The sequence below is a fragment of the Stenotrophomonas indicatrix genome (assembly GCF_050573115.1).
Classification (GTDB): Bacteria; Pseudomonadota; Gammaproteobacteria; order Xanthomonadales; family Xanthomonadaceae; genus Stenotrophomonas; species Stenotrophomonas lactitubi_A.
Map to the genome: position 1 here is coordinate 517,274 of NZ_JBNYZT010000002.1, position 24,381 is coordinate 541,654.

Sequence of the window (24,381 nt, forward strand, 5' to 3'; positions counted from 1 at the left end):
GCCATGCGTGGATGCACCTACCAGTAGATCCACGCCATGCGTGGATGCCCCATCAGAAGAACGCGCGGATGCCGAATGCGACGCCACGACCCGGCAGCGGCGAGTAGTCCTTCAACAGCGAGGTGTGCGGACGCACTTCGCGGTTGGTCAGATTGTTACCGTCCAGGAACACCTCGTAGCTGTTGCTGTCATTGCGGTCCCAGCGGTAGGCCAGGTGCGCGTCGACCAGGGTGTAGCCGTTGCTGGCTTCTTCGTTCTGCGCCACGTCCTTCTGCCGGCTGTACCGCACCGCGCCCACCGAGGCGCGCCAGCCGTCCTTCGCCCAGCGCAGGTCGGCGCCGACACGGGCTGGTGCGATGCGCGGCAGGTAGCCGGTGTTGGCCAGCTCCACGCTGTAGTTGTGGTTGTGGTCACCGTGCGGCACCGCGATATCGAGATTGCGGCTGCCACTGCCGTCCAGCTTGGCCTGCACGTAATCGCCGAACACGCGCAGATCCCAATCGCCGGCAGCGCCTTCGAACAGGTGCACCAGCGCTTCGGCCTCGGCGCCCTTGAACACCGCGTCCTGCTGCGTCCAGGCACGCACCGGCAGGCTCTCGGTCACGCCGGTATCGGCCAGGTAGATGAAGTCCTTGAACTTCGTCTGGTAGATCGCGGCAGAGAAGTCCAGGCGCTCGCTGTGGGTGTGGATACCCAGTTCGATGCGCTGACCACGCTCGGTCTTCAGGTTGGCATCACCGATTTCCAGAGAACGGGTGGCGATGTGGGCACCGGCAGCGTAAAGCTCTTCATTGGTCGGCGCGCGCTCGGAGCTGTCCACGCCGATGCGCAGGTCGACTGCATCGTTGAGCTTCCAGATGCCGGCGGCCGACAGGTTGGTCGCATCGAATTTGCGGCGCTGGTAGTCGCCGGTCGGGTCCAGCTTGACCTGGTCGTGGCGACCGCCCAGTTCCAGCTTGAACGGGCCGAACTGCTTTTCCTGGAGGACGAACACGCCGATGTTCTTGGTGCCGGTATCCGGCACGAAGGCTTCTTCACCCTTTGCGCCGAAATCGCTGTTGCCGACCTGCAGGCCGAAGGCGCCGTCCCAGCCGCCGATCTGCTGCTGCACTGCTTCCAGGCGGCCTTCGATGCCGCGGTTGGTGAAGCGGGTGGACGGCGTGCCGGCTTCCAGCTCCACGTGTTCGTAGTCGGTGTATGCCACGCGCGCGTTGATGTTCTTCAGGAACGACACCGGGTTGTAGATACCAGCCTTGGTCTCGAAGCGGTTCTGCACCATGTCGATGCGCACGTCATGCTCTTCACCTTCCTCCTCCTCGCCGTGGTCGTGGTCGTGACCATGGTCGTGGTCATCGCCGTCGGCATGCACATGGGCGCCGTTGGGAATGCCGTAGTTGGTGCGGTAGGTGCTGGCCGAGACGCCGAAGTAGCCGCCTTCGCCCAACCAGGTGGCGCCGACGCCGCCGGCGCGGGTGCGGATGGAGCTGTTGTCCAGGCGGCCGCGACGCGGCTCTTCGCCTTCCTCGCCCGCGTGGTCGTGGTCATCGTGGTGGTCTTCCAGGCCGTCGATCACCGCGTAACCGGGAATGCGGAAATCGTCGCCATTGCGCACCAGGCCATCCACGTGCAGCACGACGTTGCCGCTCACACCGTCAAGGCGGAACATGCCGCTGCGCTCGTCGTTCACTGAGTTGCCGCGCAGTTCGGCGCGGCCGCTGAGCGGACGATCCGGCAGTTCGCGCGCGATGCGGCCATCGACCACGTTCACCGCGCCGCCGATCGCGCCGCTGCCGAACAGCAGCGTCGCGGGGCCCTTCAGTACTTCGATCTGGTCGGCCAGGAACGGCTCGATGCTGGTGGCGTGGTCGGCGCTGACGGTGGAGGCGTCCATGTTGCCCATGCCGTTGGACAGCACGGCCACGCGCGGGCCTTCCTGGCCACGGATGATCGGGCGGCCGACACCGGGGCCGAAGAAGGTGCTCTGCACGCCGGGCAGCTTGGCCACGGTGTCGCCGAGTGTGCCGGCCTTCTGCTCATCCAGGCGCTCACCGGCCAGCACTTCAACCGGGCGTGCCAGCGATTCGGCATCACCCTGCAGCGGCGACGCGGTGACCTGCACCGAGGACAGTTCGGTCAGGTGGCGGTCACGATGCGAATCATCGTCGGAGGCCGCAAAAGCGACGGACGGCATCAGCGCAGCGAGCGCCAGGGCCAGGGAATGCGGCTTGAAACGAGGGTGGTGGGAGGGCATGGGCGGTCCTTTGTTACAATGTATCAATCGGGTGGCGCACGAATCCCGTCGGCGGGACAGGGGGAGGGAAAACGTGCGGGTCGGGGATCGATGTTATATTATTCCATAACGATTCGCCGCCCTGCTGGAAGTCATGCCTTTGCCCTCACGCCTGCGCCACCTGCTCGATCGCTTTGGCGCCACTGGTTCGATGCTGTGCGCGGTGCATTGCGCAGTGATTCCGCTGCTGCTGGCAGCGGCGCCCTCGCTGGGCCTGTCTTTCTGGCTCAGTGATGGCGTGGAAAAAGCGCTGGTGGTGTTCGTGACCCTGCTGGGCTTGTTCAGCCTGGTCTGGGGTTACCGGCGGCACGGCGCGCTGCGTGCGCTGGCGTTCCTGATTCCCGGCCTGGTCGCTTTGTGGGCCGGCGTGCTCTACGACCCGCTGCACCACAACGCGGTGCCGCATGCGGTGGTGATGACCCTGGGCGGGCTGCTGGTCGGCATCGCGCATCTGGTCAATCTGCGCCTGAATCACGGGCACGTGCACGACGCAAGCTGCGCGCACTAGGCCCGGCGTGCTAGGATTTCCGATCGTGCGCGGGGGCGTCCAGCAAGACGGTCCCGCCAAACCCGTGTCAGAACGGGGTAACCAGATTTCATACTTGAGGAGTTGATGACATGGGTAAGGGTGACCGCAAGACCGCCAAGGGCAAGCGCTACAACGCCAGCTACGGCAACGCCCGTTCGCACACCGCGAGCAAGGTCGCTGTAGGCGCCGCCGCCCCGGTTGCCAAGAAGACCGTGGCCAAGGCTCCGGCGAAGAAGGCTGTGGCCAAGAAGGCAGTGGCCAAGGCCGGCTGATCCGCCGACCGATCGGTCCAAAGAAAACGCGGCGCTCGGCGCCGCGTTTTTTTTTGCCCGTCGGTCAGGGCGTAACGCCGCGATCAGCGCAGTGTTTTCTGCAGCGTCTGCGCGTTGCCATCGTTGGCCGCTTCCGGCACCTGCAGCAGGTGCGCCAGCAGCGGGTAGACGTCGACATTGTCGAAACCGTCGATCACCAGGCCTTGCCGGAATGAAGGGCCACGGGCGACGAACACCGCGCGCATCGACGGCAACGCGTTGTCGTAGCCATGTGAGCCGCGATCGGCGTGCTCGCGCTTGGCGATCTTCTCGCGCGTCAGCGCGTCCCAGCCTTCATCCATCTGGCAGACGATGGCCGGCACGCGCGGATGGGTGCCGTAATGCCAGCGGGCCGGAAGGTTCTCCTTCTTCCAGCATTCGTAGTGTGCGTGGCGACCGAGCAGGGCACGCTCGGCCTCTGCTTCGCGTCCCACCACCGGCGCGAAGCCGACCGACTGGCCTGCGCTGACGTTGCGCGCGATGGCAGGGTCAACCATCGATTCGAGGGCGATCACCTGTCCCTCCGGCACCGACGCCATGCCGTGATCGGAGACCACGATCACGTTGGTGCTGTCGGACAAGCCGTGCTGCTGCAAGCCATCGAGCACCTGGCCGATGATCCGGTCGGCATGCACGATGGCCTCGGTGTACTGCCTGGATTCGGGGCCAAAGTTGTGGCCGGCCTTGTCCACATGCTCCATGTACAGCGTGGTCAGGCGCGGCGCATCGGCATCGGTCTGCGACAGCCAGTCGAGCACCGTCTGCGCACGCTGTTCCAGCGGTTCCTTGGCGTCGTAAATGCGCCATTGGCTGGGCCGTGTGCCTTGGATCTCGGCTTCGCTGCCCGGCCATGACGTGGTGGCGGTGCGCACGCCGACCTTCTCGGCACCCACCCAGATCGGTTCACCGCCCCACCATCCGCTGTTGGTCACCGCAGTGCGGTCGTGCAGCGCGAAGCGCCCCAACGCAGCGTCGTCCATGCTGTTGTTGATGATGCCGTGGTGGTCCGGACGCAGGCCGGTGACCAGCGTGTAGTGGTTGGGGAAGGTGAGGGACGGATAGGAGGGCGTCATCCAGCGCGCACGCACACCACCGTCGATGATCCGTTGCAGGTTCGGGGTGAGGCCGCGATCCAGCGCATCGGCGCGCAGGCCGTCGATGGAGATCAGCAGCAGCTTCGGCGGCGTGGCCGGGGTCGCATTCGAGCCGCTTGCCGCAGCGATTGTCGAAGACGAAGGCGTAGTGGTGCAGGCGGCCAGGGGCAGCAGCAGCGCCAGCGTGCAGGTCAGGCGTACGGATGTCATCCGCCCATGATAATCCGCAGCGATGACGTACCAAAGACACGTGGCGCCTTTGGGCGCCGCGTGTCCGCGCATTTCACCTTATCCCCCGCGCCCTTGGCGCGCCCCCTTTAACAAAAGGGGGCTCTTCTCCAGACAGATTGCAGATGCTTCCATCCACGCATGGCGTGGATCTACCGGAACGAATCAAGCCGTCACCGGGAACCTGTCGAAGGCGGGGCGGTGTCGGATTGCGGGGTGTCCGCGGCATGGATGCCGCGGCCAAGCCTACAAGGACGTACTTGCGGCGACCCCGCAATCCGACACCGCCCCGACCACCCACGGATAGCCCGCTTTGGACGTTGATGTTGACGTTGACGTTGACGTTGCTCTGGCTTGTAGCGGGTGCAGGGCGCAGCCCTGCCTCCAACCCTCATGCAAACAGCGGTGCCTGTCGCTGCTCCAGCCGCAACAACGCTGCCTTGGTTTCCAGGCCACCACCGAAGCCGGTCAACGTACCGTTGCTGCCGATCACGCGATGGCACGGCAGCACGATCGGCAACGGATTGCGGCCATTGGCCGCGCCGACCGCACGGGTCGCCGTCGGCTGACCCAGCTGCTGCGCCAGCTGCAGGTAGCTCCAGGTCTGGCCGAAGGGAATCAACGCCAGCGCATGCCAGACGCGCAGTTGGAATGGCGTGCCATGCGGTGCCAGCGCCAGGTCGAAACCGCTGCGCTCACCGTGCAGGTACTGCAGCAACTGTTCGCGCGCCTCCGGCAATGCGCCGGGCGCGTAATGCCAGTGCTCGCGGCCGCGTGCAGGATGGCGGTTTTCCGGGAACAGGACGTGGGCCAGGCCATTCTCATCCCCGGCGATGGTCAGTTCACCGATCGGTGTGTCGAAACGATCGAACAACAGGTTCATGAGGGTTCTCCAACGAAAGTGCCGGACAGGTGCCACAGATGCAGCACGGCATAGGCGCGCCATGGGCGCCACGATTGCGAACGCGCTTCGGTGGCGCGTTCGCTGAGACGCTGGCCCTGTGCATGGCCCAGCACCTGCTGCAGCACCAGGTCACCGGCGGGAAAGGCATCAGGCTGGCCGAGCCCGCGCAGCGCAATGTACTGCGCCGTCCACGGGCCGATGCCGGGCAGGGCCACGCAGCGGGCGACGAATTCCTCCAGTGCCTGCCCCGGCCCGAAGTCCAGCTGGCCGCTGGCGCAGGCTGCGGCGAGGGCGCGCACGGTGGCGGCGCGGCTGCGTGGCAGGCCGATCGATTCCAGCGGCGCGTCGGCCAGTACGTCCGGCGCTGGAAACTGACGGTCGAATTCGGACGGCATGCCGGGCAGGTGCGCACCGTAGGCATCGACCAGCCGGCGCGCGAACGTGGTGGCCGCGGCCACGCTGACCTGCTGGCCCAGTACCGCGCGCACGCCCACCTCGAAGCCGTCCCATCCGCCTGGCACGCGCAGGCCGGGGCGCTCGGCGATGCCGCGCGCCAACAGAGGTTCGTCGCCCAGCGCGGCGTGCACCTGCTGCAGGTCGGCGTCCAGGTCGAACACGCGACGCACGCGGCGCACGATGTCCGGAATCAGGCGTGGGTCGACCGCGCCCAGTTGCAGGCGCAGCTCGGGCCGCTTCGGGTCGGCGGTGACGCGCAGCAGAGCGGGGCGCTCGGCTGTGCCCAACACGCGCTGGTAACTGTCTTCCCCGATCAGTTCGATGCCGGGCAGGCTGCGCTTGCGCAGGAAGGCCAGCATGCGGGGGAAATCCAGCGGCGGTCGATAGCCCAGGCGCAGCACCAGCCCGCCATCGTCGGCGGCCAGGGGATGGTGTTGGCGGCGCAGTACGGTAGGCGCCATGCCGCAGCCCTGCAGGAATGCCGTATTGAAGCGGCGCAGGCTGTTGTATCCAGCGGCCAGTGCCACGTCGGTCACCGGCAGCGTGGTTTCGGTCAGCAGCTGCTTGGCCAGCAGCAGGCGATGGGTTGCGTGGATCTGCCCTGGCGTTGCGCCCAGCCGTTCGACGAACAGGCGTTGCAGCTGGCGTGCGCTGAGGCCGATCTTTCCCGCCAGCTCGGCCACCGGCTGGTCCTGCAGGAAGCCGGCATGGATCAGCGCCAGGGCACGCTGCACGGCCTGTCCGGCCAGCGCCTGTTGTGCCAGCGGGGCCAGCTCGGGGCGACAGCGCAGGCAGGGGCGATAGCCGGCGGACGCAGCGGCCGCTGCCGTGGGGAAATAGGTGATGTTGCGCGGCTTCGGTGGTGGCGCCGGGCACACCGGCCGGCAGTAGATGCCGGTGCTGCGCACGGCGGTGAAGAACACGCCGTCGAAGCGTGCATCACGGGCCAGGCGGGCGCGATCGCAGGCGGCAGTGTCGAGGGCGAGTGCGGTATCCATGGCGCCAGTCTAGGCGCCTGCGGGCGGTAGTACTCGCCATATTCGGACATGGATGCTGGAGGGGCCTGGCCGGGCTGCGCCCGGCACCCGCAAAGGCAACGGCAACGGCAACAGCGGGCTAGCCGTGGGATGGCGGGGTGGGTCCGGTTGCAGGGGACGCTGCAAGTACGTCCCTGTAAGCTTGGCCGCGGCATCCATGCCGCGGACACCCCTGCAACCGGATCCACCCCGCCTTCGACAGGTTCCCGCTGCTGTTGGTGGGTGTCGACCTTGGTCGACATGGTGGATCCACGCAATGTTGTGTGGGATGTCGATGTCGCTGGGACGGGAAATGACAGGGTCAGAGGGTCAGAACAGGTTCAGTGGCGGGCGCTGAATGCGCGCCATGGACGGGTAGACTGTGGTTCTTGCCTGTCTGAATCCGGTTGCCCGATGTCCGCCAAACTCCGCTGGTTGCCCCTGTTGTTCCTGGCCCTGGCGGGCTGCAGCCAGTTGGAGAACCCCGGCAACGTCACCGCTGCCGACAAGGCCACGCGGGCCCCGGCCAGCGATGGCGAAAACATGGTGTCGATCAATGCCGCCGATGCGCCGCCACCACCGGCACAGGCGCGCAGCCGGGCTGATCGGCCCTGGCCGCAGGCGCAGCTGGAAAACGGCAAGGCCTGGGTCAGCTGCACCACCGATTACGCCGGCGACGGCGGCGATGGTGTTGAGCTGGAAGGCCTGCAGCGCGAACAGCTGAAGCAGGCGCTGGCGCCGTGCGCCGAGCGTGGCCTGCTGCGCGTGCGCTACAACGGCAAGATCAACCCCGGGTTTGCCGAGATGATGTGGCGGCTGGCCGTGGTCGCCGACGAGCTGCAGATCCACAAGCGCATCCTGGATCTGGATTCCAGCGGTGGCCAGGTGGAATCGGCCATCGTTGCCGGCGACAGCATCGGCGAATCCGGCTGGACCATCTGGGTGCGCGAGGGCTCGATCTGCCACAGCGCCTGCGTGTTCGTGCTGGCTGCCGGCGACAACCGCCTGTTGACCGGCAAGGTCGGCATCCACCGCATGATGCGCATCAGTTCCAAGGCCACTTCGCGCGCGGAACTCAACCGCGAGCTGCACGAGGTCTATGACAACGTGAAGGATTATCTGCAGCGCAATGGTGTGGCGGTGGGTGTGGCCGACCTGATGATGACCGTGCCCAACCGCAGCCTGCGCCTGCTGACGGCCGAAGAGCTTCGCCAGTACGGCCTGGACGGGACCAACGCCGTGCAGGACGACCTGGAGCGGATCAAGCAGATGCGTACCTGCGGCGACGACTTCGTGCAGCGCAAGGATGCGTTCCTGGTGGCGTTCGACCAGCAGTGCAAGCGCGACGGTGCCGACATGGAATCGATCAACAGCTGTGGCCAGTCGCTGAAGCAGCGTTTCGGCTTCCCCGACCCGGTGTGCCCGGAGGAAAGCCCGCTGTCGGAGATCGACGTGGCTACGCTGCCCCCGGCACCGCCGGAGCAGCCGCCGGTGGCCGAGCAGCTGCCCGCGGCATCGGCGGCACCGGCGGCGCAGGCCGAGGCGGGCGCGGTGGAAGGCAGCGTCCAGGCGCGCTGACGGTCCACTCACTGCGCTGGCGTAGACTGCGGTTCTTTCCATCGAACCGGCGGTGTCCATGAAGCGCGTGCTCCTGCTGCTGTCCCTGTTGCCCCTGGCTGCACTGGCGCAAACGCCGGCGCCGGCCACGCCCGCACCGGCCCCGGCTCGCCCCGCGCCGAGCGCACCGACGGCCGCAAAGCCGGCCACTGCTGCCGCGCCGGCATTGAGCCCGGCCCAGCAGGCGCAGGTGCAGAAACAGGACGCGGAAATGGGCAGTGCCGCATTGAAGGCCGCGCAACTGGTCGACGCCAATCGGGCCGGTGAGTTGTGGGACGGCGCCTCGGCGGTTGCCCGCCGCGCAGTGCCCAAGACGGCCTTCGTCAGCCAGCTTGCGGCAGACCGCACGCGTCTTGGCGCGTTGGCCGGGCGTGGCCAGCCGACCATCACCCGCGTGAAATACGCTGCAGGTGCTGCCGTGCCCGAGGGCCTGTACATCAACGTCAGCTTCCCGACCCGTTTCGCCAACAGCGCGCAGCCGGTACGCGAGCTGGTGTCGTTCCGCTTCGACGAAGACCAGACCTGGCGCTTGGCCGGCTACAGCCTGCGCGCGTCGACACCCTGAGGGTTGGTAGCAGATGACTTATTGGTGGAGCCACTTGCAGAAAGATCTGGAAAAACAGCTATGAAGTATCACCTGACAGAGGGGCGGCTTAATTGTCCGGCCGAAGCTTCGGCGGTTGATGGTCTGTCGACACCCTTGGGAGTGGCACTTCCCGAGAGTTACATTGAATTCCTCAGGGCGCACGACGGTGGCGAAGGGTTCATTGGCGATAACTACGTCATTTTCTGGAAAGCAGAAGAGGTGGTCGATTTCAATCGTGAATATGAAGTCGAGACATATGCGCCCGGTATATTTTTGTTCGCTTCTAACGGCGGAGGGGAAGCATATGGGTTTGACGCATTGGATGCAGAAATGCCGATAGTTCGTATTCCGTTTATAGGCATGGATCGTCAGCATGCCATCTCGGTAGCGAGCGACCTTCCCGATCTGTTTGCTCGATTGGCAGACGAAAATGATTGACCTGAATAAGTACTCACGTCCCAAGGGCATGGAGCTGTTCGAGATTAAGCCCGCTATCGTTGGTGGTGATCCGATCAGCCCTGAGAACAAAACCTGGTTGACGAGACAGCAGCACTTTGAGGCTGTGCGTTACTGGAATGAAGTTATAAGCAGCCTGCGCATTAGGCCGAAGTAACAAGCGATCCTCCGATCAACTTTTCGCCGTGGATGAATGATGACAACCGAACTGACGATGCTGGCGTGGGCGATGCTGCTGGGTTTCGTCTACATCTTTGCCGCCTCCACCGTGGTCACCCACGAGCGCGGGATGAAATGGAACGCCTCCGCACGTGACGACTCGTCCAAGCCGCTGAGCCCGCTGGCAGGGCGCCTGCAGCGGGCGCAATCCAACTTCTTCGAGACCTTCCCGTTCTTCGCTGCCGCTGCTATCGCGGTGGTGGTGGCCGGGCGGGGCAGTGACACCACGGCGCTGGCGGCGCAGGTCTACTTCTGGGCCCGTGTGGTGTACCTGCCGTTGTACGCGGCGGGCGTGCCCTATGTGCGCAGCCTGGTCTGGCTGGTATCGATCCTGTCGATCCTGGCGCTGGTGTTCGCGCTGCTGTGAAGTGCAGCTGATCCAGATCAAGGCCGGTCAGGCGCGCGGCGCTATGCTGGCCGCGACTGGATCAACGGCGGGAGGCGCGCATGCGCAGGATGGACGTGGTGGTGGTCGGCGCCGGACCGGCCGGGTTGTGTTTTGCACGCGCGCTGGCCGGCACGGGCCTGCAGGTCGGGCTGGTCGAGGTGCAGCCGCGCCAGGCCTTGGCCGATGCCGCCTTCGATGGCCGTGAAATCGCCCTGACCCATGCGTCGCGACAGAGCCTGGAACAACTGGGCCTGTGGCAACGCCTGCCCGAGACCGAGGTTGCGGAGCTGCGCGATGCGCGGGTGATGAACGGCGGGTCGCCATTCGCGCTCACCTTCGCCAGCAGCCAGGTGGATGGCCAGCCGTTGGGCTGGCTCGTGCCCAACCATCTGATCCGCCGCGCGGCCTGGCAGGCGGTGCAGGGCCAGGACGGGCTGGAGCTGTTCGATGGTCGCAAGGTGCAGGCGGTGCGCGCCGACATCCAAGGCCACGTGGTGCGCCTGGATGATGGCAGCGAGCTTCACGCGCGCCTGCTGGTATGTGCCGACAGTCGCTTCTCCGGTACCCGCCGCATGCTCGGCATCGGTGCGCAGATGCGTGACTTCGGCAAGTCGATGCTGGTCTGCAGGATGCAGGTCGAGCGCGACCATCACCACACGGCGTGGGAATGGTTCGGCTATGGCCGCACGATGGCACTGCTGCCGCTCAACGAAGGCCAGGCATCGGCGGTGATCACCCTGCCACCGCGGCAGATCGAAGAACTGCTGGCGATGGATGAGATCGCGTTCGGCGACGCCATCGGCGGTTTCTTCGAGCACCGGCTGGGCCGCATGCAGCCGGTGGCGACGCCGCAGGCCTATCCCCTGGTCGGGGTGTATGCGCAGCGCTTCGTCGGCGAACGTTCGGCTCTGATCGGCGATGCTGCGGTGGGCATGCACCCGGTCACCGCACATGGTTTCAACCTGGGCCTGGCCAGCGCACAGCGGCTGGCGCAGGGCATTGCAGAGCAGCGGCGGCGCGGGGCGGACATCGCCGCCGCCGGCATGCTGGGCAGCTACCAGCGCGGGCATCGGCTGGCAGCGCGGCCGCTGTATGAGGCGACCAATGCGATTGCCAGCCTGTACACCGATGACCGACGGCCGGCGCGCCTGTTGCGCGCGGCGGGGTTGCGGGTGGCTCAAGGGGTGGCGCCGTTCCGGCAGCTGATTGCCGCCCACCTGACCCAGCGCGTGGCCTGACGGCCGCGCGATGACTCAAACGGCGGCCAGCACCCGGATCTGGCTGTCGTTGAACTCGACCACCTGGCCAGCGCGGATCTTGCAGGCCTTGCGCAGCTCGACCTCGCCATCGACCAGCACCAGGCCTTCGCTGATGACCATCTTGGCTTCGCCACCGCTGGTGACCAGGTCGGCCAGCTTGAGCAACTGCTTGAGTTCGACGTAGTCGCCGTCGAGGTCGAATTCGAGGATCTGCATGGAACAGGGTTTCCTGGGGCAGGCGCTGCAGGACGGGGCCCGCAGCGGTAAAATGGGCGCCTATTGTGCGCCACGGCGGGCTGTAACGGCATGCCGTTGGTTTCCTGTACACCTTGTTCAGGAACAGTGCGGTATCATTCCGCTCTGAGCGAGTAAAACCTCAGCTTCAACCGAGCAGCGCCAGGGCACGCGATAAGAAGGGCGCCCAAAGCGCGGAATCCCCCTTTTTTTCGCCTGCCATGCTCGTGGCAGTGCCTTCGGAGTTCCCCATGTCCCAAGAAACCCAAGCGCAGCTGCAGTTCGCGCAGCTCGGCCTGTCCGAGCCCGTCATGCAGGCTGTCACTGCCATCGGCTACGAAACGCCGTCGCCGATCCAGGCCGCCACCATTCCGGCAATGCTGGAAGGCCGCGACGTGCTGGGCCAGGCCCAGACCGGTACCGGCAAGACCGCAGCGTTCGCGCTGCCGGTGCTGTCCAACATCGACCTGCAGCAGATCAAGCCGCAGGCCCTGGTGCTGGCCCCGACCCGCGAGCTGGCCATCCAGGTTGCCGAGGCGTTCCAGTCCTATTCCTCGAAGATCCCCGGCTTCCGCGTGCTGCCGGTGTACGGCGGCCAGCCGTACGGCCAGCAGCTGACGGCCCTGCGCCGCGGCGTGCACATCGTGGTCGGTACCCCCGGCCGCGTCATCGACCATCTGAACCGCAGCACGCTGGACCTGTCCGAGCTGAAGACGCTGGTGCTGGATGAAGCCGATGAAATGCTGCGCATGGGCTTCATCGACGACGTCGAAGCGGTGCTGAAGAAGCTGCCGGAGAAGCGCCAGGTGGCGCTGTTCTCGGCGACCATGCCGCCGGCCATCCGTCGTATCGCACAGACCTACCTGAAGGACCCGGTCGAAGTCACCATCGCGACCAAGACCACCACCTCGGCCAACATCCGCCAGCGTTACTGGTGGGTGAGCGGCATGCACAAGCTGGACGCGCTGACCCGCATCCTGGAAGTCGAGCCGTTCGACGCGATGATCGTCTTCGCGCGCACCAAGGCCGGCACCGAGGAACTGGCCAGCAAGCTGCAGGCCCGTGGCCTGGCCGCTGCCGCCATCAACGGTGACATGCAGCAGGCCCAGCGTGAGCGCACCATCGCCATGCTGAAGGAAGGCAAGCTGGACATCCTGGTTGCCACCGACGTGGCCGCCCGTGGCCTGGACGTGGAGCGCATCAGCCACGTGCTGAACTACGACATCCCGTACGACACCGAAAGCTACGTGCACCGTATCGGCCGTACCGGCCGTGCCGGCCGCAGCGGTGAAGCGATCCTGTTCGCCACCCCGCGCGAAAAGGGCATGCTGCGCCAGATCGAGCGTGCGACCCGTCAGCCGATCGAAGAAATGCAGCTGCCGAGCGTGGAAGCGGTCAACGACAACCGCATCAGCAAGTTCACCTCGCGCATCACCGAGACCCTGGGCCAGGGCGGCCTGGACTTCTACCGCCAGCTGCTGGAGCGCTTCGAAGCCGAGCAGAACGTGCCGGCCATCGAAGTGGCTGCCGCACTTGCCAAGATGATGCAGGGCGATACCCCGTTCCTGCTGCAGCCGCCGGTGCGTGCACCGCGCGAAGAGCGCGCGCCGCGTGAGCGTTTCGAGCGCACCGAGCGCCCGGAACGCGGCGACCGCAACGAGCGCGGCCCGCGCTTCGAGCGTGGCCCGCGTCGTGACGATGCCGAGGGCGGCTTCGAGCAGCGCCCGCGCCGTGATGTGCCGCCGCGCGGTGCACCGGAGCAGGGCATGGAGACCTACCGCATTTCGGTCGGCCACCAGCATGGCGTGAAGCCGGCCAACATCGTCGGCGCCATCGCCAACGAAGCCGGCCTGGAAAGCCGCTTCATCGGTCGTATCGACATCCATGACGACTTCTCGCTGCTGGATCTGCCGGCACAGATGCCGTCGGACGTGCTGACCCACCTGCAGAAGGTGTGGGTGTCCGGTCAGCAGTTGCAGATGCGCCCGTTGGCGGCCGGTGAAGAAGTTAATCCGGCTTCGCGTCCGTTCAAGCCGCGCTTCGACAAGCGTGGTCCGGGCGGTCCGGGTGGCCCGGGCGGTCCGGGTGGTCCGCGTCGCAGTGGTCCGGGTGGCCCCGGCGGCGACCGCGACAGCCGTCCGCCGCGTCGTGATGGCTTCAACAAGCCGCGCGGTCCGCGCAGCTTCTAAGCCGCACTGAAGTAGATGAACAACGCCAGCCTCCGGGCTGGCGTTGTCATTTGTGGGGCGTAAGGCCGGCTCGGCCACCGCTGCCGGTCACCGGCCGGGTCCGGTTTCGCATGGCCCACACATCCCCGGTTCTAGGCTGGCCCGGTTCCGTAGGAGATTGTCACCGCAGCACATTCGGGGGATCCAGGATGGGTAGACGTGGCATGGACCAACAGCGTCGACGGGTACCGATGACCCGCGGGCTGGGACTGCGATTTGCGCTGTTGACGGGCATGGCGATCGGATTGGTCGCGCTGTCAGCCGTGATCCAGGAGCTGCAGGCGGCATCGACCGCGTGGATCGCCGGGCAGGGCTACTGGTCACGGGGGCAGCAGGACGCCACCGCAGCGCTGAGCCGTTACCTGGCGCGTGGCCATCTGCAGGATCTGCAGGATGCCCAACGGGCATTGCAGGTTCCGCTGGGTGACCTGCAGGCTCGCAAGGCGCTGGAGCAACCCGAACCGGACGAGGCGACAGCCCGGGCCGGTTTCCTGCGTGGGGGCAACGCCCGCGCCGATATTCCACGGCTGATCTTCTCGTTCCGCCATGCGCGCAATGTCGGTGCCTTCCGCGAGGCCACCTGGTTGTGGCGGCAGACCGACGCCGATCTGCTGGCCCTGCAGGCGTTGTCGGAGGAGCTGCAGCGCCGCCATGGCTCGGGGTCGCTGGACGAGGCGACCGTGGATGACTATCTGCACCGGCTGCGGGGCATCGACCACCAGCTGCGCGCGCAGGCGCAGGCGTTCTCGCAGGCGCTGCTGCGCATGGCCCGTGCGGTGCGCATCGCGACCCTGGCCGTGGGCGGCCTGTCGGTCCTGCTGATCAGCCTGATGGCGGTTGCCTTGGCCCGCCGGGTCGGCAAGGACCTGACCGAGCACGAGAGCCGCTTCCGGGCCGCCTTCTACCAGGCCAACGTCGGCATGCTCAAGCTGGATGCCGCTGGCCGGGTGGTGGAGGCCAACCAGGCGATGGCCGACATCCTCGACCATCGTCGCGACGTGCTGCTGCAGATGTCGCTGGCCGAGCTGTTGATGGAGGGTGAACTGGTGATCGATGGGGGTGGCCGCATCGACTGGGATCGCCAGCTGCGACCGGGCGAGCTTCGCTTCCGGCGTCGTGATGGCAGCCTGGTGTGGGGACGCTGGAGTGGCACCGGCGTGCGTACGGCCAGCGGTGGCCTGTCAGTGTTCGCCATCGTCGAGGACGTCAGTCAGAACCATGCCCTGGCACGCGAGATCGAACACCATGCCAGCCACGATCCACTGACCGGCCTGATCAATCGCCGAGAGATCGAGCGCCTGCTGGAAAAATCCCTGCTGCAGGTCCGCTCCGACGGGGGGACCCATGCGCTGGGCTACATCAACCTGGACCACTTCAAGCTGGTCAACGACAGCTTCGGCCACGCGGCCGGCGACCAGATGCTGCGCAGCTTCGCCGAGTACCTGGTCGGCGCGGTGCGTGATGGCGACTGGGTGGGCCGCCTGGGCGCGGATGAGTTCGCAGTGTTCCTCGCCCGCGCCAACCAGGATGAAGCCAAACGCGTGCTGCAACGGCTGATCCGCAACCTGGGCCAGGCCACGCTCCCGGTCAGCGAGGGCAGCCCGCAGCTGAGCTGCAGCGTGGGCGTGGTCGAAGTGACGGCCGACGCACCGGACGCGAACTGGTTGATGAGCGCCGCCGACAGTGCCTGTTATGCAGCCAAGCAGGCCGGCCGCAACCGGGTGCATTGCTTCAACGAAAACCGGCTGGCCCTGGAAGAACGGCGGCTGGAGGCCGAGCGCCTGCAGCGGGTCAGCCGCGCCATGGCCGAGAACCGGATGCTGTTGTATGCACAACGCATCGCCAAGGTGGGTGATCCGTCGTACCTGCACTACGAAGTGCTGGTGCGCATGCGTGACAGCGACGGCGTGCTGCACCTGCCGGGCCAGTTCATGCCGGCGGTGGAGCGCTACGGCATGGCGGTGGTGCTGGACCGGCACGTGCTCGGCCTGCTGTTCCGCCACCTGCAGGTGTGCCCGGCGCACGTACGCCAGCTGGGCCTGTGCAACGTCAATGTGTCGGCCCAGTCGATCGCCGAGCCGGGATTCCTGGCGTTCGTCTGCGACCTGCTGGAGCGCAACCGCGCACTGGCGTCCAAGCTCTGCTTCGAGATCACCGAAACCGCGGCAATCGGCAACCTGAGCCAGGCACGTGCCTTCATCGACGCGGTCAAGGCGCGCGGATGCCGGGTGGCGCTGGATGATTTCGGCTCGGGCCTGTCCTCGTTCGGCTATCTGCGGCAACTGCCGGCGGACATGCTGAAGATCGATGGCGCTTTCGTGCGTGACATGGATACCGATCCGGTCAGCCGTGCCAGCGTGCGCGCGATCAGCGAGCTGGGCCGCGAGCTGCAGATGGAGGTGGTGGCCGAGTGGGTGGAGACCATTGAAGTGGCCGAGGCGCTGGCCGGGATGGGCGTGCAGGGCCTGCAGGGCTATGCCATCGAACGGCCGCAGCCGCTGGAGCGGCTGACCCTGGCCGACCTGCGGCCGATGCGGTTGGCCGGCACGCAGGGGCCATCGGCTGCCGGCTGAAGGTGCTGCGGCCGGGCTGCGCCCGGCGCCCGCGGTAGTGCCGGCCGCTGGCCGGCAACCTCAGCAGCAACAGCAACAGCAACAGCGGGGTTCCTGGGGGATGGCGGGGTGGGTCCGGTTGCGGGGGACGCCGTAAACCCATCCCTGGGGGCTTGGCCGCGGCATCCATGCCGCGGACACCCCCGCAACCGGACCCACCCCGCCTTCGACAGGTTCACGCGGCTGTTGGTGGGTGTCGACCTTGGTCGACGCGTAGATCCACGCCATGCGTGGATGACATCCAATCCATTCAATGATTTCGAGATCGGTATGAACATCCATCCACGCACGGCGTGGATCTACCAGATGGCGGACCCTGTCAGGGGTGGGGTGGTATGGGCAGGCAGGACCGTTGGCGCCATGGATGGCGCCATCGAGCCCCCATGGATGGGTTTACGGCGTGTCCTGCCTGCCCATACCGCCCCGCCCACCTCGGTAGCCGCTTTCGCTGTTGCTTCGGCTCCGGCCTCTGCGGGTGCCGGGCGGCAGCCCGGCCAATACCCCCACCACTTTGGTCTACACATCGGCGGTGCCTTCGACTGCGATAATGCCGCCAGGGGCGACGCGCAGTGGGCGCGGACGTAAGCAGGAACAGGACGTGGCGTGGGCGGCAGGCAGGTGCGTTTCGAAACAGGGGCGGTGCTTGTCCTGCTGCTGGTGTGGTTGGCATTGCCATGGCTGGGCCATGCGCGCAGCGTCGACGCCGGCCGCGATTACCTTCTGGTCGGCACCGCGACAGCCGAACCTACACCCCATCGCGCGTGTACGCCGGAGATGCTGGCCGGGCCGCGCCAGCAGACACGGGTGAATGCACCGCCAGGAGGCTGGTCCGGCGAACCGCAGGCGCTGGATGTCTTCAATGTCTTTGCCGGCGAAGTGAGGCTGCAGCACGGTGACCGCGAGATCTGCGGCAACATGCAGGACGCGCGCACCCGCGATTCGCGCTTCCGTGCGGGCATCGGCATGGTGGCGGTACCCGCTGCCGGCAGCCACGAACCCTTCCTGGTCTCCTGGCAGACGCCGCTGAAGGCGCGCTGGGTGCCGACATTGCAGCTGGGCGCACCCAGCCCAGTGCAGCAGAATGATACTGCCCGCTTGCTGGTGCGCGCCGCATGTATCGCCGTGGCAATCGCGCTGGCGCTGTCGGCGCTGATGGCCTATCTGACCACCCGTGACCGCAGTTTCCTGATGTACATCGGCGCCACCCTGGTGCTGGTGCTGTGGCAGTCGATCCTCGGTGGCCTCAGCGGCTATCCCGAGCCCTGGCTACGGGTCGGGGGGCGCGGTGACTGGTGGCTGCTGGCGCTGACTTCAGCGACTCAGGCACTGGTGTTGCCGGCGCTGTGGCGCCTGAACGGCGGTGACCGCGTGCTGCCACGTTCGCGCGTGGGCCAGCAGCTGGTGTTGTGGTCCCTGCTCACGCTGGCGGCACTGGTGCCGTGGTTGCAGCGCGATGGACTGGGCGTGGTTGCGCAGGTCCTGCAGGGAACCTTCATCGTCGGTTGCGCACTGTCGTTGGCGATGGGCATCTGGGCGCGGCTGCGCGGAGATGTCTGGTCGCTGGCCGGACTGGCCGCACTGGCGCCGATGCTGGTGCTGATCGTGGCTGACGCCGCCAGCGCGCACTGGCTGATGGCGTACCGGGTGGAAGCTCTGCAGCTGGCAGTCACCTGGCTGCTGATGATGGCGGCCTACGCGCTCAACCTGCGCCTGGGCCGGCTGCGCCAGCAACGCGATGAAATGCGCCAGCTCGCCGAGACCGACATGCTGACCGGCCTGCCCAACCGCCGTGCCGGCCTGCACCAGCTGGCCCAGCATCTGCAGGGCGGCGAGCGTGACAGAGGGCCGCTGGTGATCGGATTCCTCGATATCGATCTGTTCAAGGACATCAATGATCGTCATGGCCATGAGATCGGCGACCAGGTGCTGGTAGCCGTGGCGCGCGCGCTACGCGCCGCGGTCCGCAGCGAGGACCAGGTGGTGCGCATGGGGGGGGAAGAGTTCCTGCTGCTGTTGCCGGGAATGCCGCGTGAGATCGCTGCCGCCCGCCTGGAACGCCTGCGTCAGCGCATCACCGAAACCTGCCGGGACCTGCAGGTATCCGGTCTGGAGGTGACCGCCAGCATCGGCCTGGCACAGTGGCGGCCGGCCGAAGATGACCTGGCCGCGCTGCTGCGACGGGCCGACCACGCCATGTACGTGGCCAAGCGCAGTGGCCGCAACCGGGTGTTCGATGGCGAAACCGAAGATCCTTTGGCCACGGCATGAGGCGGGAAGGGCGGTGATGCCGGATAATGGGGCGATGACCAGCCGACTCAACAAATATATCGCCGACACCGGCTTCTGCTCCCGTCGCGAGGCCGATCGCCTGATCGCCGCCCGCCGGGTCACCGTCAATGGCCATGCCGCCGGCACCGGCGCGGTGGTCGGCGAGGATGACAAGGTGCTGGTCGACGGCCAGCCGTTGCGCGTGCGCACTGCCCGCAAGCCGGGCGCCCGCCGCCACGTGTACATCGTGCTGAACAAGCCGGTGGGCGTGACCTGCACCACCGAAAGCACGGTGAAGGGCAACATCGTCGAATTCGTCGGCCATGAACAGCGCATCTTCCCGATTGGCCGCCTGGACAAGGAATCGGAAGGCCTGATCCTGATGACCAGCAACGGCGACATCGTCAACCAGATCCTGCGCGCCGAAAACGGCCACCAGAAGGAATACCTGGTGGCGGTGAACAAGCCGGTCACCGACGAATTCCTGCGCGCCATGGCCCGCGGCGTGCGCATCCATGACCAGATGACGCTGCCGTGCAAGACCTCGCGGATCGCCAAGTTCGGCTTCCGCATCATCCTGCAGCAGGGCCTGAACCGGCAGATCCGGCTGATGGCAGCCGAGTTCGGCTACCGCGTGACCCAGCTGCGCCGCGTACGCATCGACAACATCAAGATCGGTGCACTGAAGCCGGGGCAGTGGCGCAACCTGACCGAGCAGGAGCTGCACGGGCTGTTGCCGCAGCAACAGGACTGGTAACGAACTGCAGGTAGTGCCGGCCGCTGGCCGGCACCATGGCGCTGTACGGTTGCCGGCCAGCGGCCGGCACTACCAGAATGCAGACTGCGGGCCTGCATCAGCTAGACTTTGCGGCGACCTGCCGGAACGTGACGCTGCATGATCAAGCCCGACAAGCCCGCCAACGAAGCGCTGCGCCTGGAGGCGCTGTATCGCTACCGGATCCTCGATTCCGAACGCGAACGCTCCTTCGATGATCTGGTGGCCATCGCCAAGGCGGTATGTGGCACGACGATGGCGGCCGTGACCCTCATCGACGTCGAGCGGCAATGGTTCAAGTCGATACAGGGCATCGATGCGGCCGAGAACCTGCGCAGTGAATCGATGTGCGGCCATGCCATCCTGCAGCCGCAGGAGATCATGGTGGTCGAGGACGCGCTGCAGGACGTGCGCTTCCACGACAACCCGGTGGTGACCGGCGACCCGCACGTACGCTTCTACGCCGGTGCACCGCTGATCAGCAGTGACGGCCTGCCGTTGGGTACGCTGTGCGTGTTCGATGCGCGCCCGCAGCACCTGGCAAGCGACAAGGCCGAGGCGCTGGCCGCGCTGTCGCGGCAGGTGATGCTGGTGATGGAACTGCGCCGCTTCGCGCTGGACATCCAGAAGCACATGCTCGAGCGCGACGACTACGAGCGGCTGCTGTCGGACTACCACGACGTGCTGCTGGCACAGAACGCGGATCTGGCCGAACAGAGCCGGACCGACGCGCTGACCGGCCTGCCCAATCGGCGCGCGTTGGCGGCAGCGCTGGGTGAAGCCGTGGCCGCCGTCGATGGGCAGGCGCGGCAGCCCTGCGTGGCACTGGTGGACATCGACCATTTCAAGCACATCAATGATTTCCAGGGCCATGCGACCGGCGACCGGGTGCTGGCCGAACTGGGGGCGCTGCTGCGCTCGCACTTCGCCGGGCGCGGCATGGCCGCACGCTACGGCGGTGAGGAATTCGTCGCACTGATGCCGGACGTGGATCTGCGCACCGCCGAGCTGCAATGCGAGTTCCTGCGCGTGGCGGTGTCCAATCTGCCTCTGGGCTTCCCGGTGACGATCAGCATCGGCGTGGCGCAGCACCGGCCCGGTGAAACCTCCGAGCAGACCCTGGCCCGTGCCGATGCCGCGCTGTACCGGGCCAAGGGCGCCGGCCGCAACCGGGTGGAAGTGGCGCCCTGACCGCCCGGGCGGCTGCGGCGGACCCCCGCCATGCCGTGGATGCACCCGTAGATCCGCGCTACGGCTGGATGCACCAGTAGATCCACGCCATGCGTGGATGGCCGGACGTTTCCATGCAGTCGCGGCCACTGCGATACCCGTACGGCACCCTCAACGTCTCACTGCAAGGACGTCGACCATGCTGCAGACCCTGGCCATCGCCAACTACCGATCACTGCACGGGCTGGTGCTGCCGATGCAGCGGCTCAACGTCGTCACCGGCGACAACGGCAGTGGCAAGTCCAGTCTTTACCGCGCACTGCGGCTGCTGGCGGAAACCGCGCAAGGCGGTGTCGCAGCGGTGCTCGCCCGGGAGGGCGGATTGGGTTCGGCGCTGTGGGCCGGTCCGGAAAAAATCGACCGCCGCGTGCTGGCCGGCGAGATCCCGTTGCAGGGCGGGTCGCGGCAGGAATCGGTGGGGCTCAAGCTGGGCTTTGCCACCGACGAATTCGGCTACGCCATCGACCTCGGCTATCCGCCGCCGAGTCGATCAGCCTTTGCGCTGGATCCGCAGATCAAGGCCGAATCAATCTGGGCGGGCCCGTTCCTGCGCAGCGCCAATCTGCTGGTCGACCGCCGCGGTGCGCTGGTGCGGCAGCGGCACGCGCGCGGCTGGGACCTGGTGGACGACCGGCTTTCGCTGTTCGACAGCCTGTTCACCCAGGTGGGCGATCCGCAGCGCATGCCGGAAGCCATCACCTTGCGCGAGTACATCCGTCGTTGGCGCTTCTACGACCACTTCCGCAGCGATGCCGATGCGCCGGCGCGACAACCGGCGATGGCGACCCGTACGCCGGTGTTGCACCACGACGGCCGCGACCTCGCCGCCGCCTGGGTGACGATCATGGAAATCGGCGATCCGCAGGCGCTGGCGCGCAGTGTAGAGGATGCGTTCCCGGGGGCGACGGTCAGCTTCGAGGAACTGGATGGCCGGCTCGCGCTGCGTTTCCACCAGCCCGGTCTGCTGCGGCCACTGTCGATGGCCGAACTGTCCGACGGCACGTTGCGTTTCCTGTTGCTGGCAGCGGCGCTGCACACGCCTCGGCCGCCGCCGCTGCTGGTGCTCAACGAACCGGAGACCAGCCTGCATCCGGATCTGCTGCCGGCGCTGGCGCGCCTGATCATCGCCGCCAGTGCGCGCAGCCAGGTCTGGGTCGTTTCGCATGCCACGCGCTTGATCGCCGCGCTGGAGCAGGCACCGCAATGCCATTCGATGCACCTGTACAAGGAGCATGGGCGGACGCTGCTGAGCGGGCAAGGCCTGCTGGATGCACCGGCCTGGCATTGGCCGCAGCGCTGAGACCGTTGCCGGGTAGATCTACGCTGCGCGGACGAACTCAATCGGCGATGTTGCGCGCTTCGGAGGTGCCGAGGATTTCCGGATGCTGCACGCGCTTGCGGCGGTTGAGCAGCGGATGCAGGAACACGGCACCGACGATGATCGCAACGCCCAGGTAGAACCACGGGGTGACTTCATGCTGTTCGCGCAGCAGCACCACGGCCAGCAACACGGCGTAGACCGGTTCCAGGTTGGTGACCAGCTGCACGGTGTAGGCGCTGAGGTGGCGCAGCGCAACCAGGGCCAGGGCGAACGGCAGCAGCGTGCAGACACCGGCCAGCACCAGCAGCAGGATGCCGTCGTGCAGATCGGGAACGATCCACAACGGGCTGGCCAGCGCTGGCAGCAGGTACGGCATCAGCGGTGCCAGCAGGGTCAAAGTGATCGTGCCGGCGCCCAGCTCCAGCGCGGTGACCGTCAACGGATCGGCATGGCTGACCATGCGTTTGTTGAGCGAGCCAAACACCGCCACCAGCAACGCCGAGAGCGCGCCGATCAACACGCCCAGGCGCATGCCGTCGGGCACACCGCCCACCACCAGCGCCACACCGGGCAGCACGGCCAGGCCGAAGGCCAGCTCGCGCATCTGGAAAGGGCGTTTGGCCACCCATGGTTCGATGATCGAAGTGAACACCGGTGCCAAGGCGATGCAGGTGGCGGCAACCGAGGCATTGGCCAGCTTCACCGCGCCATAGAACGTCAGCCAATGCAGCGCGACCAGCGCGCCGATGCCGGCATAGCCGGCGACCAGCCGCAGCGGCAACGTACGCAGCCCGCGCCAGACCCGCGGCAGCAGTGCCAGCATCGCCACCACCAGCAGCATCCGCCACCACACCAGCGGCAGCGCGGGCAGGGTGATCAACTTGCCGAGGATGGCGGTGACGCCCCACAGCAGGACACAGAAGTGGATCTGCCAAAGCGCTTTGCGGGTGTCGGGTGTGCTCATCGCCATATTGTGAGGCAAGGCCGCGCGCGACGCCCATCTGCAGACATTCAGTCGCCGTCGATGAGCCGTTGCAGCGCCATGGCCGCCGCTGGGTTGCGTGCCTTGCCGGCGCCGATGCACAGCAGGTAGACCTCGCGCGGCGCGGCAGGGGCCGATGGGGCCAGGCAAGGCAGGTCGTCCACTATCTCGCCTCGGGCCCAGCACTGCGCGCGACCGGCCCAGCGCTGCTGCATCGGCAGGGGAAGACCTTCGGTCAGCCTGGCCTGGCTGCGCTTGATGCGTGCGTAGACAAAGTCTGCGGTGATGTCGCCGTGCAACGGTGACTCGTCGCTGTCCTCGATCACCAGGGCCACGCCATGCCGGCGCGCCGCTTCAACCAGTTCCGGCCCATGGACGCTGGCGTTGCGCACCTCCAGCGCATGCTGCAACACCGTTCCATCCAGCTGCTGTGGCAGCTGTGCCATGAAGGCATCCAGCGCCTCGGCATCGGCCGGGTGCTGCGGGTCGAACTGCCAGAGCAACGGGCCGAGCCGGTCGCCGAGCGCGATGGCTGCCTGCAGGAACGATCCAGCGGCCTCGATCGTGGACGACAGATCACGCCGCTGCACCAGATGGCGCGGCGCTTTCATCGAGAAGCGGAAACCGTCCGGTGTCTGCGCTGCCCATTGCGCACACTGGGCTGCTGTTGGGGTGCGGTAGAAAGTGCCGTTGATTTCGATGCAGCGCAGCGCGTGACTGGCGTAGGCCAGCTCTTCGCGCTGGATCAGCTCTGGCGGATAGAAGGCGCCGCCACGCCACTGCGGGTACACCCAGCCGCCGATGCCGCAGCGCACCGGCGCCGCAGATGCTTGCCGTGCCGTCATTGCGTGTGTTCCGCCCGCCACGGATCGTAGCTGCCGAACCACCACAGGTAGCCTTCCGGATCGGCGCAGGCATAGCCACGGCCACCGTACGGCTGGTCGGCGATGTCGATGACGATGCGCGCACCGGCGGCCTTGGCGCGTGCGTAGTGGGCGTCGGCGTCGGTGACGATCACGCAGGCGCTCTGGGTCTGCCGGCCGCCAACCTCATCGGGCATCACCGCCAGCTTGGCCCATTCGCCGCTGTTGCTGGCAGATCCCAGCATGATCATGCCGTGGCCGAACACCAGCTGTGCGTGGTGCACCGTGTCGCCGTCGGCATACACGGCCTGCGCGTGGAAACCGAACGCGCGCTGCAGCCAGTCGATGGCGGCCAGCGCATCGCGGTAGCGCAGGCACGGAATGATGGTGGAGCCGTTGCTGCTCTGGCCGTTCGCACCCATGACACCCCTCCTATGGCACAGGGCAGGCTGCACCCGCGACCGTTACCATCGCGCGAAATCCCGGTGACGGCCTGCACATGGCCGCTACCCCTG

General features: G+C 66.8%; 21 protein-coding genes. 13 read left to right on the top strand and 8 right to left on the bottom strand.

The genetic code is table 11. From position 1 onward, the window contains the following. Nucleotides 1-52: 52 nt before the first annotated feature. Nucleotides 53-2,251, bottom strand: coding sequence for a TonB-dependent receptor (locus ACQ5SA_RS08310; RefSeq protein WP_499313952.1), 2,199 nt, complete (start codon nucleotides 2,249-2,251; stop codon nucleotides 53-55). Between the two features lie 133 nt (nucleotides 2,252-2,384). On the opposite strand from ACQ5SA_RS08310, the gene ACQ5SA_RS08315 reads away from it, so the two are divergent. Together ACQ5SA_RS08315 and ACQ5SA_RS08320 are read left to right on the top strand one after the other, a co-directional pair. After that, the gene (locus ACQ5SA_RS08315; protein ID WP_025879338.1) at nucleotides 2,385-2,798 is read left to right on the top strand and encodes a MerC domain-containing protein; all 414 of its coding nucleotides are present in this window, start codon (nucleotides 2,385-2,387) and stop codon (nucleotides 2,796-2,798) included. A 110-nt stretch (nucleotides 2,799-2,908) separates the two neighbouring features. Continuing rightward, nucleotides 2,909-3,091: a 30S ribosomal protein THX gene (locus ACQ5SA_RS08320; RefSeq protein WP_025879339.1), complete on the top strand. Its 183-nt coding sequence runs from the start codon at nucleotides 2,909-2,911 to the stop codon at nucleotides 3,089-3,091. An 83-nt stretch (nucleotides 3,092-3,174) separates the two neighbouring features. Here the strand turns inward: ACQ5SA_RS08320 and ACQ5SA_RS08325 are convergent, their stop codons facing one another. The 3 genes from ACQ5SA_RS08325 to ACQ5SA_RS08335 form a co-directional block, all read right to left on the bottom strand. Next, nucleotides 3,175-4,434: an alkaline phosphatase family protein gene (locus ACQ5SA_RS08325; RefSeq protein ID WP_499313953.1), complete on the bottom strand. Its 1,260-nt coding sequence runs from the start codon at nucleotides 4,432-4,434 to the stop codon at nucleotides 3,175-3,177. Nucleotides 4,435-4,843: 409 nt separating this feature from the next. Further along, entirely contained in the window at nucleotides 4,844-5,335 is a 492-nt protein-coding gene (locus tag ACQ5SA_RS08330) for a methylated-DNA--[protein]-cysteine S-methyltransferase (protein ID WP_025877732.1), read from the bottom strand. Next, nucleotides 5,332-6,810: a DNA-3-methyladenine glycosylase 2 family protein gene (locus ACQ5SA_RS08335; RefSeq protein WP_025877730.1), complete on the bottom strand. Its 1,479-nt coding sequence runs from the start codon at nucleotides 6,808-6,810 to the stop codon at nucleotides 5,332-5,334. Before ACQ5SA_RS08335 ends, ACQ5SA_RS08330 begins: the two co-directional genes overlap by 4 nt. Before the next feature lie 432 nt (nucleotides 6,811-7,242). On the opposite strand from ACQ5SA_RS08335, the gene ACQ5SA_RS08340 reads away from it, so the two are divergent. The 5 genes from ACQ5SA_RS08340 to ubiM all read left to right on the top strand — a co-directional run bounded on the left by ACQ5SA_RS08340 (nucleotide 7,243) and on the right by ubiM (nucleotide 11,332). Then, nucleotides 7,243-8,406 (top strand): COG3904 family protein, encoded by a 1,164-nt coding sequence (locus ACQ5SA_RS08340; RefSeq protein WP_033830689.1) that lies wholly within the window; start codon nucleotides 7,243-7,245, stop codon nucleotides 8,404-8,406. A 58-nt stretch (nucleotides 8,407-8,464) separates the two neighbouring features. Continuing rightward, nucleotides 8,465-9,010, top strand: coding sequence for a DUF4019 domain-containing protein (locus tag ACQ5SA_RS08345; protein ID WP_312400515.1), 546 nt, complete (start codon nucleotides 8,465-8,467; stop codon nucleotides 9,008-9,010). 60 nt (nucleotides 9,011-9,070) lie between these two features. Continuing rightward, nucleotides 9,071-9,469, top strand: coding sequence for an SMI1/KNR4 family protein (locus ACQ5SA_RS08350; protein ID WP_180831398.1), 399 nt, complete (start codon nucleotides 9,071-9,073; stop codon nucleotides 9,467-9,469). A gap of 214 nt (nucleotides 9,470-9,683) precedes the next feature. Next, complete coding sequence (locus ACQ5SA_RS08355; RefSeq protein ID WP_499313954.1) at nucleotides 9,684-10,073, top strand: MAPEG family protein; 390 nt, start codon at nucleotides 9,684-9,686, stop codon at nucleotides 10,071-10,073. An 80-nt stretch (nucleotides 10,074-10,153) separates the two neighbouring features. Further along, entirely contained in the window at nucleotides 10,154-11,332 is a 1,179-nt protein-coding gene (ubiM, locus tag ACQ5SA_RS08360; RefSeq protein ID WP_499313955.1) for a 5-demethoxyubiquinol-8 5-hydroxylase UbiM, read from the top strand. 15 nt (nucleotides 11,333-11,347) lie between these two features. On the opposite strand, the gene ACQ5SA_RS08365 is transcribed toward ubiM, so the two are convergent. Further along, entirely contained in the window at nucleotides 11,348-11,569 is a 222-nt protein-coding gene (locus tag ACQ5SA_RS08365) for an RNA-binding S4 domain-containing protein (protein ID WP_089239773.1), read from the bottom strand. Nucleotides 11,570-11,838: 269 nt separating this feature from the next. Between ACQ5SA_RS08365 and ACQ5SA_RS08370 the strand changes: the two genes are divergently transcribed. From ACQ5SA_RS08370 to ACQ5SA_RS08395, 6 genes are all read left to right on the top strand, one after another. After that, nucleotides 11,839-13,776 carry a DEAD/DEAH box helicase gene (locus tag ACQ5SA_RS08370; protein WP_499313956.1) on the top strand — a complete coding sequence of 646 codons (1,938 nt, stop codon included), beginning with the start codon at nucleotides 11,839-11,841 and terminating at the stop codon, nucleotides 13,774-13,776. Nucleotides 13,777-13,964: 188 nt separating this feature from the next. Continuing rightward, entirely contained in the window at nucleotides 13,965-16,388 is a 2,424-nt protein-coding gene (locus ACQ5SA_RS08375) for a putative bifunctional diguanylate cyclase/phosphodiesterase (RefSeq protein WP_499313957.1), read from the top strand. A 642-nt stretch (nucleotides 16,389-17,030) separates the two neighbouring features. Beyond that, the gene (locus ACQ5SA_RS08380) at nucleotides 17,031-18,695 is read left to right on the top strand and encodes a sensor domain-containing diguanylate cyclase (protein ID WP_499313958.1); all 1,665 of its coding nucleotides are present in this window, start codon (nucleotides 17,031-17,033) and stop codon (nucleotides 18,693-18,695) included. Between the two features lie 34 nt (nucleotides 18,696-18,729). Next, a complete protein-coding gene (locus ACQ5SA_RS08385; RefSeq protein ID WP_089239781.1) occupies nucleotides 18,730-19,452 on the top strand; it encodes a pseudouridine synthase in 723 nt (240 codons plus the stop codon). 138 nt (nucleotides 19,453-19,590) lie between these two features. Beyond that, nucleotides 19,591-20,661 carry a sensor domain-containing diguanylate cyclase gene (locus ACQ5SA_RS08390; RefSeq protein WP_353098523.1) on the top strand — a complete coding sequence of 357 codons (1,071 nt, stop codon included), beginning with the start codon at nucleotides 19,591-19,593 and terminating at the stop codon, nucleotides 20,659-20,661. Nucleotides 20,662-20,839: 178 nt separating this feature from the next. After that, nucleotides 20,840-22,000, top strand: coding sequence for an AAA family ATPase (locus tag ACQ5SA_RS08395; RefSeq protein WP_499313959.1), 1,161 nt, complete (start codon nucleotides 20,840-20,842; stop codon nucleotides 21,998-22,000). A 37-nt stretch (nucleotides 22,001-22,037) separates the two neighbouring features. On the opposite strand, the gene ACQ5SA_RS08400 is transcribed toward ACQ5SA_RS08395, so the two are convergent. The 3 genes from ACQ5SA_RS08400 to ACQ5SA_RS08410 are packed head-to-tail and all read right to left on the bottom strand — an operon-like array spanning nucleotide 22,038 to nucleotide 24,288. Next, entirely contained in the window at nucleotides 22,038-22,985 is a 948-nt protein-coding gene (locus ACQ5SA_RS08400; RefSeq protein ID WP_099821458.1) for a DMT family transporter, read from the bottom strand. 47 nt (nucleotides 22,986-23,032) lie between these two features. After that, on the bottom strand, nucleotides 23,033-23,848 hold the full coding sequence (locus ACQ5SA_RS08405; RefSeq protein WP_499313960.1) for a DUF72 domain-containing protein: 816 nt from the start codon (nucleotides 23,846-23,848) through the stop codon (nucleotides 23,033-23,035). Next, nucleotides 23,845-24,288 carry a VOC family protein gene (locus ACQ5SA_RS08410; protein WP_230110495.1) on the bottom strand — a complete coding sequence of 148 codons (444 nt, stop codon included), beginning with the start codon at nucleotides 24,286-24,288 and terminating at the stop codon, nucleotides 23,845-23,847. Before ACQ5SA_RS08410 ends, ACQ5SA_RS08405 begins: the two co-directional genes overlap by 4 nt. Nucleotides 24,289-24,381: the final 93 nt, after the last annotated feature.